The organism is Psychrobium sp. nBUS_13 (genome assembly GCF_051201665.1).
GTDB lineage: Bacteria > Pseudomonadota > Gammaproteobacteria > Enterobacterales > Psychrobiaceae > Psychrobium.
In genome coordinates this window covers 2,704,692-2,719,396 of record NZ_CP179210.1, presented here as the reverse complement: position 1 = coordinate 2,719,396, position 14,705 = coordinate 2,704,692, and the positions used below count along the sequence as shown (strand labels likewise).

At 43.5% G+C, this 14,705-nt stretch carries 6 protein-coding genes; 4 read left to right on the top strand and 2 right to left on the bottom strand.

The genetic code is table 11. From position 1 onward, the window contains the following. The first annotated feature begins 240 nt into the window (after positions 1-240). Both ACMAZF_RS12430 and ACMAZF_RS12425 read left to right on the top strand, forming a co-directional pair. Complete coding sequence (locus tag ACMAZF_RS12430; protein ID WP_435274135.1) at positions 241-3,153, top strand: TonB-dependent receptor; 2,913 nt, start codon at positions 241-243, stop codon at positions 3,151-3,153. 113 nt (positions 3,154-3,266) lie between these two features. Beyond that, positions 3,267-5,165, top strand: coding sequence for an alpha-L-fucosidase (locus ACMAZF_RS12425; RefSeq protein WP_435274134.1), 1,899 nt, complete (start codon positions 3,267-3,269; stop codon positions 5,163-5,165). Between the two features lie 584 nt (positions 5,166-5,749). Here the strand turns inward: ACMAZF_RS12425 and ACMAZF_RS12420 are convergent. Continuing rightward, positions 5,750-8,527, bottom strand: coding sequence for a DNRLRE domain-containing protein (locus ACMAZF_RS12420; protein WP_435274133.1), 2,778 nt, complete (start codon positions 8,525-8,527; stop codon positions 5,750-5,752). A gap of 332 nt (positions 8,528-8,859) precedes the next feature. Continuing rightward, positions 8,860-10,404, bottom strand: a complete 1,545-nt coding sequence (locus tag ACMAZF_RS12415) for an alpha-L-fucosidase (protein WP_435274132.1) — start codon at positions 10,402-10,404, stop codon at positions 8,860-8,862. 155 nt (positions 10,405-10,559) lie between these two features. On the opposite strand from ACMAZF_RS12415, the gene ACMAZF_RS12410 reads away from it, so the two are divergent. Both ACMAZF_RS12410 and ACMAZF_RS12405 read left to right on the top strand, forming a co-directional pair. Continuing rightward, the gene (locus ACMAZF_RS12410; protein WP_435274131.1) at positions 10,560-10,913 is read left to right on the top strand and encodes a hypothetical protein; all 354 of its coding nucleotides are present in this window, start codon (positions 10,560-10,562) and stop codon (positions 10,911-10,913) included. A gap of 246 nt (positions 10,914-11,159) precedes the next feature. Then, the gene (locus ACMAZF_RS12405; protein WP_435274130.1) at positions 11,160-14,672 is read left to right on the top strand and encodes a CBM96 family carbohydrate-binding protein; all 3,513 of its coding nucleotides are present in this window, start codon (positions 11,160-11,162) and stop codon (positions 14,670-14,672) included. Positions 14,673-14,705 lie beyond the last annotated feature (33 nt).

The following is a 14,705-nucleotide window of genomic DNA, read 5'->3' as shown; positions in this document are numbered from 1 at the left end:
ATGTTTATTTTTAATAAAAGGCAATATTATCCTTTACATTTATTTACAAAGCGCCTACATTTATTTGTAACTTTTAGGTTGTAAAATCGCCAACATAAGTCTTGCTATGAAAAAATAAGTATAATCGTGGCAAGATTGATAACGGCGATTGTTCACTATAAGAATAACAATAAAAATATCGTTGTTTGGTAATCCACCAAGCTAAGAAATACGAGCAAATCGTTTCGTTGAGGGAGTCATATGTTACAAGAATTTAATCGATCTAAAATAGCCAGTTGTATCGGCGTCGCATTGTCTACTATGGTTGCAAGTAATGTGTTTGCAGCAGAAAAATCCGCCAATAAAGAGCAGCTTACAAAAGATGTTGAGACCATCTCTGTAACGGGGGTGCGTTCAAGTTTAACTTCCGCGTTAAATGCCAAAAAAGGCGCTGAGTTTATTTCTGATTCAATCATTGCGGAAGAAATAGGTAAATCGTCAGATGAAAATATTGCTCAGGCACTATCTCGTATTTCAGGTGTTTCTCTCGATAGAGGCGAAGGTGATAACCAAACAATTACGGTGCGTGGTGTGCAAGCGTCACTTAACGATATCAAGCTTAATGGCGTATCAATGACTAGTAACACCGATAATCAAGCGGTTGACCTTAGTTTGTTTTCGGCGGATATTTTAAGCCGTATCGATGTCGTTAAATCACCTGCCGCAAATCAAGAAGAAGGCTCATTAGGTGCTTCCATCAATCTACGTACTCGCGCACCCTTGTCATCAAATAAAAATGTCAACGTGGTATCGATGGAGGCCCGCTATAATGAACTGACTCAAGAGTCAACCCCAAGATTTTCCTATTCAGGGTTATATCAGTTTAGCGATACGGTGGGAATAGCGGGCTCGCTATTTCATGATAAACAAAGTGTGCGCAAAGAGGAATTTTCAACCAACGGTTGGGACGTGCGTAGCGACGAAGTTTATGGTAATGGACTTGATGGCGCAATTAACGCACTAACCGGAGAAACCTTACCTGATAATACGGCGGCGTTAATGGCCGATAGCGCGAAATTACGGGTTAACCTAGATGAAAAGCTTAAACAAGGGGGGACATTTACCCTGCAAGTGCGTCCAACGGACAGTACGGATATTCGTTTTGATGCGTCGTTTTCGCGTCAAGAAATAGATCATATTCATTCACAAACGCGCTTAAATAATCTTCACCGTAATGGATTAGTGACTATTATGCCTGGTGATGATTCACGTGCCAGTACTGTCACTAGCGCATTTTCCAAAAAACCAGGAACGCAGGCTCAAAATAGTCAATGGACTAATACCACTGACACCTTAATCGCCGGCTTAGAAGTTGAACACGCCATTGGTGAAAATTGGATGATGAGGGCACGTGTTGGCTATTCTGATACGTCGCAACAATGGAGTGACAGCTACAAGGTAAACTGGTGGTCTAAGGCGGCTAATTCTCCTTCAAATGACGCGAGTGACTGGTGTGGAGTCAATTATGTTGCCGGCCCAGAAGGTGACAGTTTGCCAGAGTTTAGTTTCTGTCAAAATTGGAATAATGACGATCCGAGTTACTGGCAAATGGGTCAAGCTCGCGTGCAGATGCGTGAAGTAGATGATTCAAAATCTGGCGTTTATTTTGATTTTAGCCGTAGTATCGACCATGACGTTATCACCTCGGTAGAGTTCGGCGTGAAATATACGGATCGCAGTAAAGCTGTCGTTGCCGATGAAGCCGTTAAAAAGTGGAGTCAATTTGAAGATGGCAAGACTAAAATATTTGCCGATCAAGTTGACGGCGCTGTGGATAGTAGTATCACGGGCGGAGAGTTTTTGGCGGGCATTGCGCCGGCCGGTTTGGCGACAAACTGGTTATCGCCAGACGTTAACGCAAGTATTGCGCTTGCTTATCCTAATGGTACCGACGGATTATTTGTTGCGAGCCCGCTCAAGTCATGGCAAGTCGATGAGACAACCTATGCCGCCTATGTTCAAGCTAACTTTGAGTTACTTGGCGGTGACTTGACTGGTAACTTTGGCGTTCGCTATGCAGGGACTACGGTTGAAGGCAAAAGTCACTCTGGTTATGAATATCCTGCAGACATTATGTTTATGGTTAATGGTGAGAGCGTACCCGCCAGTGATTTTGATGCCCCCGTTGCTGTCTTTGATGACAATGACTATGGGGAATGGCTACCGAGTGTCACAGTTAATTATGTCTTAGACGACGATATTGTCCTACGCGCTAGTGCCGCCAGAGTCATGGCGCGACCTAGTATTGACGATTTAAACCCTAATTTTAGGCTAAAATCTACCAATATGAATGAGACTCCTGAAGCAACAGGCGGCAATACGCAATTAGCGCCGTATTTGGCAGATCAGGTTGATCTGTCGGCTGAATGGTATTTTGAGGAAGGTGCTTTATTGTCTGCCGCGTTGTTCTATAAAGATTTTAAGAGCTTTAGTTACGATTCATCGGTCTTTAGAGAATTTAAAAACCCAATCGATGGCAACTGTATTGTTGATCGCTCAGGCTTGGACGAAACAGAGCAACTTACTGCAACGTCGCCCTGTGCTAATGTGCAATATCGCACCACAATTAATGGGGCGTCTGCTGATATCAAAGGCTTGGAAATGGCCTATCAGCAACACTATGACTTTTTGCCGGGACTTTTTAAACATCTAGGCACGTCCATCAACTATACCTATGCCGACAGCGCCGCTATTGTTGACCCAGACAATGGGGCTAACCCATATAATGGTTTGCCATTTATCAATACCTCGAAGCATTCGGCGAATGCAACGCTCTATTGGGAAAACGACAGTATGAGTTTTCGTCTAGCCTATGCCTATCGAACCAAGGCGTTGGTTGGAATAACTAGCGGTAATAGTAGCAAGATTAGAGACGACCGAGGCACACTAGATTTCTCGGCAAACTTTGACATTACAAAACGACTTAAGCTGAGTTTGTCCGCCATGAACTTAACGGAAAGTTATGATCGCACCTTCAATGTGTTAACGGCGCCAGAAGACTCAGGACTGACCAAGGAGTTTTATGGCAACCTAAGTAGCGTAAATGATAGCCGTGTTGATTCCATTTTTAACTATGGCAGAAGCTACCGTTTGGCTGTCCGTTACAGTTTCTAGTTTATCGTCATCAATCCACAAGGGGCCAGAATTTCTGGCCTTTTTCTATTCCATGATGGGGTTTCTCACCATCGATGTCATACATCGCGAGGCGATGCCGCTAAGGACATTTAATGCAATTTTCTAATCTCTGTATTGGCGCTAACCTGCCCAAAATAAATATAATGGTCATGAGTCTAATGACAATCGCCGTTCTAGCTGGGTGTAACAAACCTGTCGTTGATAATTCGCTACCGTCACCTGCTCAACACAAGCCGATAAATCAGCCACAGCAAGCTATCGATAAATGGCAAGCGATGCGCTTTGGTTTATTTATCCACTTTGGTGCCTATGCCGATCTTGGCGGCGTGTGGCAAGGACAACACATCGAAAAACTTGGCGAGCAAATTCAGCGACACGCCGATATATCACAACAGGACTATCAAGCTGTTGTAAGAAACTTTAACCCAAAAAACTTTGATGCCGACGCCATTGCTAAGTTGGCTAAACAGGCGGGCATGCGGTATATCGTTTTAACGACCAAGCATCACGACGGTTTTTCGATGTTTGATTCCAAGCATACCGATTTTGATATCGTAGATTACACGCCTTATAAAAAAGATTTATTAAAAGAGTTAAGCGACGCCACAAAACGTCACGGGTTGAAACTTGGGCTTTATTATTCAACGCCGGATTGGCATTTTAATGGTCCTCACCCTGAACGAAATCCCGTCGATGGCAAAATAAGTGTCTTTGGAAAAGTATCAAAAGCCAATGAAGACTTTCAAGTGGCACAACTAGAAGAACTCATGCAAAACTACGGTGAAATCGTCGAAGTGTTTTTTGATATGGGCGAGCCAACACCCGCGCAAAGTAAACGTTTTAGGGAGGTGGTTAAGAAATATCAACCCAATGCCTTGATCAATGGGCGTGTGATGAACAATCAAGGCGACTTTTTGACCATGCCTGATAACCATGTGCCCGATGCGCCTATCACGCAATTTCCATGGGAAACACCGGGCACTTTTTATCATACGTGGGGTTATAAGTCTTGGGTGAAGGGCTTACCTGTGAAACAGCAGGTAACGACTCAAATACGCAAACTGTCTGATATTGCCAGCATGGGAGGAAATTTTTTACTCAATATTGGTCCTAAAGGCGATGGTAGTATTGTGCCGTATGAGCAACAAATTCTTGAAGGTGTTGGGAAATGGGTTGAGCAAAATCAGGAAGCTATTTTTGGCACCGGACTCAATCCCTTCCTAAAACTAGATTGGGGGCAGATCTCAACCAAGGCGGGATCCTTGTATTTGCATATTCATCACTGGCCAAAGGACAATAAGTTAGTCCTGCCTGGCTTTGTTAATCCTGTCATCCGGGTGTCACCGCTAACTGACACCACTAATCAGTTACCCGTTAAGCGAACAGCCAAGAGCACGATTATCAACTTAACAGGGCTCAAACAAGATCCTCATTTAAGCATTATCAAACTGAACTATGAAGGCGAGCTAAATATTGTGCCTAGGCATAGTGTGGGTGATACGTATGGCAAAATAACGCTGAGAGGACAACAGGCGACTAAGCACGGAAAATTCGGCAAAGAAAGTTACCGCTCCATGTTGAAAGACTTTTCTCGCAGTTGGTACCTGGATGTGCCGCAGGCAGGCAGTTATCAGGTCGAAATCAGCTATGCAATGCGCTATAAGGACAAAGATTTCACATTCAGCAATGGCACAAATACTCTCGATTTTACGCTGTACGGTAAAGGGAATAAAATGCAAACAATGCAAGCGTTTGATGGTAATGAGCAACATACCGCAGCACCAAAAGACACAAAAGGCAAGGATTTAGCCTATCGGCACGCAAGCATAGGCACATTGGCATTTACCCAATCAGGGGTTCAAAAAGTGACGTTAATGCAGGGACAACCCTTTGAATTAACAGCCAGTACCAAGGATTTTAAAGCGCAAGATCAACGTTACCGTGCCATGAACATCGATATTAAAGCAATTATTCTGACGCCATCGTCATAATCGTTATCAACGATATAAAGGCCGCGTAAAACTACGCGGCCTTTTGCGCTCCCAACCGCTTTATATTTACCATAAACCATAAACCATAAACCATAAACCATAAACCACTACCACCGTCGTAACACCATTACTAGTACTAAATATCTGCTCATTTTTTACGGTAGATGATAACCGCGTTATTTACTCTCGTCATAACATTGCTCACTGACATTAATGCCATTGGTGATGTTCCAATTGGTTGACGCGGCCATTTTGATTAATAGGAATGGCTATATTTCCATTAATTGTTGCTAAGAACCTAGCTAATTGACAGTGTGGCTATTTGATAATCCAAGCTGGTGCAGCAAGGATGCTGCTCTAGACCGCCTGGGAGGGATTGACAGCGCTTTGGTGTTCAGTAGCAACACGTTGGTACACCAGAGTCAATGCATGCTGCAACAGACGTGAATAGTCACTAACGGGGATACCTTTTAACGATGAGAGGGCAGGTCTATAATGTAAGAGGTTGTTCGTGACGGTTGTGTATCGGATACAAAAAAAGGCTGGTGAAACATTCACCAGCCTTTTGGCTTTATTGGTGGTCTTTACTTGTTAGTCTTTTTGCGACGCAGGCCCAATAGTCCCAGTAACGTCATGGCGCCGATGGAGAATGCGCCTGCACTTGATGTGCTGTTGTCATCGACCACACTAACATCAAAACTGGCTAATGTGACGGCGCCTTTATCATCGGTAATACTAAATTTAATCGTGTTGGTACCAATATTCGCCGTATACGGAGTGCCTGAAAGTTGACCAATCTCATTGATTTTGAGCCAGTAAGGTCCGGCAGTTTTTTTAATGGTATATGAATCACTGTCGAGATCACTAATAGCGCTTGCGATATTGCCAACATATTCTTGATTTAACGTGGCGTTGGGTAATTCGAATTCGGCAAGTGTCGGCGCGTAATTAAAGGCGACGGCTACGCTAACGCTGATAGTTGCAGTTTGGAACTTATTGTCACTGGCTATAACGTTTGCGGTATGGTCGCCATCGCCGAGGGTTGATAGGTCGGCTGTTAAGATGCCTGCTTGATCTATGCTCAGCCAACTTGCATCGCTGTCAACCGTGAAGCTAAGGTTGTCTATATCGGCATCCACTAAATATGTCGTGAGATCTCGGGTCATCGACAAACTATCATTTTCGTTGATACTCGTTGCCGGTAATTCAATGACATTGCTATTCCATTGCAGTACGGTTATCGACTCTGCGAACAGGCCAGGATCTTCAATAGTGCCATTTTCGAGGCCATCTGCGTCATAAACGCCACCATCTTTGATGGTTAATTCAACACAGCTATCACCCGCGGTTAAGCCATCAATATAGTGCTCACTTAATGGTGCTGGACAATCGCCTGCTTCATTTTTGGCGGCAGACGCGATTCGGTTGTCACCATCACTGACAAATGTCGTCCAACCTGCTATTGGTGTGTATTTACGTAGCGCTGTATCTTCGCTAATAACGACATCATTGGGCAGTGCGTAAACGACGGTTCCTTTACCTCCGGCGGTGACACCGTTGAGCGCAAAGTTAAATAGGCTGGTGCCTGCAAGCGGTAAGAACGCGGTATCAATTGTATTGGCGCTATCGGAGGCGACATGGTTGGTTAGGTCGTCGATGGTGATATTTGCCGAACGTGCTTCGATGCCTTGCGCTGTGGTGATACTTCCTAGTGACAGTGTTAAGTCAGGCGTAGTTTGCAACGGTACTTGTTCTGCTGCCAAAGGCAATTGTGTTGTATCGGCATTGTTATCAAGGTAATCAACGATACCGTCATTATCAGCGTCATTAAAACCTTCTTGGGTGTCCAGTATTCCGTCATTGTCTGAGTCTGCATCCGGAATCAGCGGCGGTAGCGCACTTGGAACGATGCGCAGTTTAGTCGATAATTCGGCGGTAAATTTTTCATTGGTGTTATTTTCACTGGCGCTAACGCTTAATGTAATATCCCCTGATAATTCGGCGATAGACAGTTCGAAACTCTGACTGTCTGCACCTAATGCAGTACTACCGTCAGACCACGTAGCCGTATGCGTGTCGCCATTATTAAAGTCATTGATGTCTAATGTCACTAAAACAGGCCCTTTAGTACCGTCAATGTAAGGCATGTTATTGGCATTGCTGGCCGATATGGTAGCAATGGTTGTTTCATTCTGACTCAGTATAAGAGATAGGCTTGGCGGTAGATTAGTGTCAACGACTGACAGCGTGACAGTGTCATTGCTTGCTTGCACGTTCGTGGTATCGGTGAGTGTTAAAACAGCGCTTTGTGCATTTTTCGCCACATCCTTTAACGCGATATCTATTTGTTGGGCATCGGCGTAATTTTGCTCGGTGAATGTCAACGTCGCGTGTGTGTCGTCGGTGGCTTCTCCGGTGATAGTATAATCAATAGTCACCGGATAACTGGCTGCTGGCCCCGATAATTCGACGCTTGCACTAACGGTTGTGCCTGGTGGTAGTGATAAGCTTTCGGGCGCTGTTAGTACGACTTGTGGAGTAATGTTGACTGTGATGTCTTTAGTAGCTTTGTTATTTGCGGCATCGGTTGCTTGCAGAGTAATTGTGTGAATACCTGAAGTTAATCGGGGTTCGCTCACAAAAGTGGCTTGTATTTCGCCATCGGTATCATCAGTCGCCTTAATGCTAATGAAGCTACTGATATCTGTTGTCCTTCCTGTTGCATCGACGTTAAACGGAGCAATATTATCAGGAAACACAGGTGGTGTGCTATCTGAGACAATATTAGCGACTGTTTTAATATTAAGTACTGGCCTAAAGGCTGCACTGGCCTCACTCGAGTAGAATTTAGTCGCTCGTGCGTCGGCATCAGTCATATTAATCATGAAGGTATAGATGCCGTTGGCGCCAATGGTTGTTGCCAAATCCAGATCTACCGAAGAACCCACCGCAATATCAGTTGCACTGGCAATGCTATCTTTGGTGGCAGCGATTAAATCATCATCTGTTAAGTCGGTGAGTGTCGATTGATCCCAGTCTGGAGCACTATCAACAGGCGCGATAAATACGTCGGGAATGTTACCGGATTTATTCCCTTGTGCCGTTAATGTCAAAATAGCCGATTCCACTGAATGATTTTCAGGGATATCTGTGACGTTAAATTGGATGAACGCCCGCATTTTATTAGTGTCAATTCTAAGGGTCGTTTGTGTGCCGTAGTTTGCGCCTGAGCCCGCACCAGTATCATTTGTCCAAGTATCTTGAACCGCGCTAATCGCGGTTAAATCGTTGGCGGTGGCTGTTTGAGATAGGCTGGTGATAATTGCCGCGGTAACGAGAGATTTATAATATTTGTTATTCATGGTATTCCCCAACACCTTAGTGATTCATATTGCAATGATTAATATGAGCATTACTTTCTATCGTGTAATTGTTACTCATTAAATGTGTTTTTTAACTATAAAGTTCAGCGTGATATTAGCGGTTAATAAAAATACTGTCAACAATTCATAGTTTATTTATTTACCTTGAATTAATGTTTTTTACAATTTTGCAACATTGCTGTTTGATAATAATAGGGTGCCTGACTCGTTTGTAACCTGCATGTTATTTATTGCTCTGGATGACTTTTGTATACTAAAAACATAACAAAACCAGCGTTATCACTGGTTTTGTTAGATTCCAACTGCGTGCGCTACAATCTGCTAATTTTAAACACTGTGGCCATGTTGTCGATTTGCCTGTCAGGGGTAAAAATTTCTAAGCCCTTGTCAGTAAGCTTCCATGACACTGATTGATTTGAATCGAGTCGAGTGACTCGCGTAATGTTGTTGGGATTAAGGTTCTCTTGTGAGAATGCGGTTAAGACTATTTTCTTGTCTGGTACTCCCAACACGATGGCGTAGATTGTCTGCCCTTTTTTGGTGTAACGAATATCTTGGTTTGTGTATTTCACCTTAGCAAAGGCTTTGTGGTTTTTAAAATGGCCTTCAGGCTCTTTGGTTGGTCCTTCTCCGAAGGTATACCAAGGACGCGTTCCATAGATGGATTCCCCATACTTATCTAACCATGCGCCCATTTTTCGTAGAACATCTTGTTGATTTTGCGGAATGATGCCGTTGGCCTTGGGGGATACATTGAGCAACATAGTCCCATTCTTACTGACCACGTCGATGAGTACATGCAACACATCTTGTGCTTTTTTTACCCGCAAGTTTTCAGTATACGACCAACTGCCTTTGCTGATGGTTTCATCCGTCATCCAAGGTGCATTGCCAATATGGTTTTTTCGCGATTTTTCTAAGTCATCGACACTAAAAGATAGGGGCAAATCGTTTTGTTTTCGAATAATTACCACCTCCTTGTTAAGCGCTTGGGCGTGGTTAAGATAGTACGCTGAAAACTTTTTACGGTAATGCTCTGGCACTTGATTTAACCAGGAATCAAACCACACAATGTCTGGTTGATAGTTGTCGATAACTTCTTTTAGCTTGCCAAACCATATTTTTTCATTCCACACATCTTCAGGCATATTACCATACAACAACGCTAGTTCTGGATCGGTGCTAGTCGGTGGTGTACCTTCAAAGTAGGGGTAGTGGGTGCGACTGAAACGTTCATTAGGTTGGTTATCTGTTTTGTTATAACGCTGTAAATTTTTAGAATGATGAAATGTGGCGATAAACTTCATACCTTGCGCCGTTATGGCCTTTTTTAGTTCGCCTGTCACATCGACCTTAGGCCCTCTGTCCATTGAATTCCAAGGGGTAAGGGCACTATCCCACATCGAAAAACCATCGTGATGTTCGGTAACGGGCCCGGCGAATTTGGCGCCGGCTTGTTTAAATAATGCTGCCCAAGCCTGTGGGTCGAAATGTTCGCCTTTAAAGAGAGGCACAAAGTCGTGGTAACCAAATTCATTTAATTCACCATAGGTCTCAATATGATGTTTGTATTCTTTACGGTGCTTAAAATGCATATTTCTTGGATACCATTCGGTGCCAAATGCTGGCACCGAATATACACCCCAATGCAGATAAATGCCGAGTTTTGCATCTTGAAACCATGTGGGAGCCGCCTCATGTGAGGCGAGATCTGTCCAGTTTTCTTGATATTCTTTAATGGCATGCTTGTTAGATGTTTGTTGACTAATTTGTTGCGACCTGTCGACTGTCGCACAGGATAATGGTGTACAACACAGTAAACAGGCTACAATTCTTTTTAATGGTGTTCTCATCATTTTGCTCGTTTATCTAAGGGGTAAATTAGACTATCACTTCCTGCTAATAAATGCTTGTTATAGTTAAAGTGCACTTTTAAGTTTGTTTTTTTTTTGTTAGATTGATTATGGTTACGTAAAGTAACTCAATTAAAACGATTACTAAAAGGTGTACTATGTCTAAAATATTAACTTTGTTACTGGCTGCTCTATTGATTATTTCCGGCAACGCATGGGGATTTCCATCGCTCGATAAGGCAACCCAAAACGCGAAAACCAAAACCACCGAATTTGTGAAAACGATTGGCTTAACGCCGGCGCAAGAATCGGCGGTTTATAAGATATTGTTAGCGAAAGAGCAAAAGAACGTAGCATTAAAACAGATACACAAAGGCAACAAAAAGTCTTTTAAAATAGCAATTAAGCCCTTTAATAAACAGTTTAATCGCCGAATAAAAGATCTGATTGGTAAGGACAATATGACTTTGATGAATCAATACTTTAAAGCAAAAAAGTCGGAAAAAAAATAGGTGTTATAGCACCGTCTATTTGTTTGATCTTCATTATTAGGACCTAGTTTTCTCACTCAGTTAGGTTTTTACAATGATAAATTATCCTCGAGCTACCGTGCATTGATTGACCTAAATTAATTTAATTAGAACACTTAAAACGTAATTTTCTTTACAAAAATACATGGATGATTATTATAATTAATATACATATTGTTGGGTTTCAATATTCAGCAATTAAGCCGTTGTAAAGAAAAAGAGGAATATATGGTAAATAATATGCACAGCACCTTGCTGAATGAATGTATCGAGACTCACAGAAAAGTCGCCAAACACCTTCTTAAATACACGCGTCACGTCCTTGTTTGTACATTCATTGGCTTGGCCTTGCCGACGTGGGCTGCGCAACTGTTTGTCGCGCCCAATGGGGTTGATGATAAATCGACGCACGATGGCAGCATTAAACAACCGTGGGCATCATTAGATTATGCGTTAGGACAAATAAGCGCGGGCGATACCATTAATATAAGAGCGGGCCAATATTATGAGAAAATCACCCGTGGCAACGTCAGTGGTAGTGCTTCGCAACCCATTATCATTCAAGCTTATCAAGACGAAGTTGTGATCTTTGATGGTACTATTGCCCTCAATGGGCAATGGACACATCACACAGGCAATATCTATAAAATGCAGATCACTACGCCTATATGGCAGTTATTTGTCGATGGTGAAATGATGATGAATGCCCGTTGGCCCAATGCGAGATTTGACGATGGCAGTGTATATACACGCGAAAGTTGGGCGCTAGGGTTGGATGCATCAACGACAAACGGCCATATAGATACGGATCCGAGCGTGCATGATTTGGCAGCAACAAACATCGATGCCAGTAATGCGGTCATTATCGCCAATACGCGGCATTTTGACACCTATACGCGCAAGGTAACCGCTCATAGTGCGGGAACGAATGTCATTGAACACGAAACCACGCCATTTTTTTGGGGCAGTAAAAGTTATTACTACTTGCAAGGAGCATTGAGCCTACTTGATCAAAATAAAGAATGGCATATTGACAGTAAGAATACGGTGTATTTTTGGGCTGAAGATGGTCAAAAGCCTAGTGGTAATATTCGCGGTCGCAATCAACAATTTGTTATCAACGCCAATAATTGGAACCATGTTGTTATTAAAGGATTAAACTTTTTTGCGACCACCATTGAATTAACGGCCAGTGAATCAGTGACAATACAAGACAGTCATTTTAATTACGGGGGAGCCTCAAAGCGAGCATTGGGCGAGGTGGACGCCAAAGCGTCTTTGCTGCGATTAACAAATACGGTTGGGGCGGGTAACTTTGTTTTACGTAACATTGCTATTACCAATTCAGACTCGCAGGCTTTTCAAATTAAAGGCGACAATACCATTGTCGAAAACTCCTTGTTTAAAAATATAGATTGGGCGGCAACACAAGCCTACTCACCCAGTGCCAGTCTTGTATTTCATGGCAACAACACCCTTTTTAGCCGCAATACCATCGTTAATGCCGGCACTTCGGAAACCATTGCGACCGCGATCAATGGCTCAGGCACCAATAGTAGTATCATTGCACAATACAATGATATTTCACGTACAGGGTTTGCTCAAAGTGATGGCGCACAGCTGCAAATTAGGATCGATGCGCAAGATGGGACGGCAGTTCACCATAATTGGTTACATGATACGCCTAAATATGGTTTTCGATTTGATGCACCTATTCCGCCACCACGTTGGGGGGACAATGGTTTTTCTCACCATAACGTTGTGTGGAATAGTGGTGGAGCGAATCCAAAAGGCGACAATAACAGGCACTACAATAATTTGCTATTTGACAACACCAATATTGATTTAATCATCTTAGATGACACCGCTACTAATGGCGACAAAAGTAATGAGTTTACGAAAACGGTAAATAATGTTGCTGACTCGATTTCTGGTCATCGCGTTGACGTAGCGCCAGTTCCAGGTGTGGTGGGTGCTAACTTTAATGGAGTTAATCATCCGCAGACTATCAGCAGCTTATTACGCGATCCAAAAAATACTGATTTTCGTCCAGCGGTTAATTCTGTGCTAGTTGATGCGGGTGAAGTGATTTCTGATCCCGATTATAGTCACCCTAGTTTTGGCAATGCACCTGACTTAGGGGCGTATGAATCGGGCAATGAAAACTATTGGATCCCCGGTCGCCAGCTATCAAATGCCTCGCATCCCATTCCTCATCAGAGCGGCAGTACGAGTAATATAAGCAGTGATCTTATGTGGCGCCAAGCTTATAAGGCAACGGCTCATAACGTGTATTTTGGTACGGTGTCTGGCGCGCTGGATTTTAAAGGCCAACAAACAAATAATATATTTTCACCAGGGCCACTCACTATTGGCAAAACGTATTTTTGGCGGATCGATGCCATCACGCCACAGGGCACCATTACGGGAGATGAGTGGCACTTTATGGTCGACGCCAATCCGGTGAAAACAACCCTTGGTGCCAGTGCAGATGCTTACGTCGATAGTGCTAAACCCAATACCAATAAAGGCAGTGAAAAGGTACTTCGTTTGGTGACGCCAGAGTCTATCGGTGGCACTTATGAGCAGCGCATTGCGTTTTTGAAGTTTGACATTGATGTGCCCGGCACGATTATTTCAGCGACACTAAGACTCTATAATGATCAAGGACTGAAACATAAACAGGTTAACGTGCATCTTGTTGACGATAGTACTTGGGCGGAAGACTTAATCACGTGGAATAATCAGCCGGAATTAGGCACCCAAATTACTAAACAGGATTTTAATGGCAATGCGTGGCAGACATTTGATTTGTCTGCCGCGACCATTGAAAATGGCGTCTTGTCACTGGCGCTCAAACGGGATGCGTTAAATTCTCGCCGTGAATTGGTTTCAAGGGAAGGGGTGAATCAACCTGAATTGATTATTGAATATCAAGCTCAGGCTCCCATAAAAGGAAATAGCGCGCCTGTTTTTAAAAGTAACACATTACATAAAGCGACAGCGACACAGGATCTTGCTTATCAATCGTCGATAGCTACCGATGCCAATGATACTGAGGGCGATCCTATGACGTTTGATAAAGTTTCAGGCCCTGATTGGCTTAACGTTGCCAAAGATGGTGCTCTATCGGGTATCGCAACGAGCAGTGATCAAGGAGAAAATAGCTTTGTCGTTAGGGTGAGTGATGCTGAGGGAGGCGCCTCGACAGTTACCTTAGTGATTAGGGTTGCAGGTGCCAGCACTGATACCGATTCTGACAACAGCGATACCGATTCGGCGAGTGATGACAATACCGGCGACGGTTTAGATAACAGTGACGATAGCGATGCAACTGGTGATACCAGTGCAGATAACAACAGCGATACCGATTCGGCGAGTGATGCCAATACCGGCGGCGGTTTAGATAACAGTGGCGATAGCGATGCAACTGGTGATGCCAGTACTGATACCGACTCTGACAACAGCGATACCGATTCGGCGAGTGATGCCAATACCGACAGTGGTTCAGGAGAAGATGCCGATAGCAATACCAACAGCGATTCAGGGACGCACAATGGCGTTGATGGTACTACTAATTCTAATAGTAACATCGATGGCAGTACCGATGACGGAGTGGCGAATGAAGCGGTGTCTTCTGGCGGCAGCTTAGACTGTTTGTTGGTGCTGCTAGTCATATTGTCATTGATGCTTAAATTGAGAGATTCGAAATTATCGCTTGATTTTTGTCGCTTAAAATAGCTTAACTAAGATATCAAGGGTAATCACTTGGTC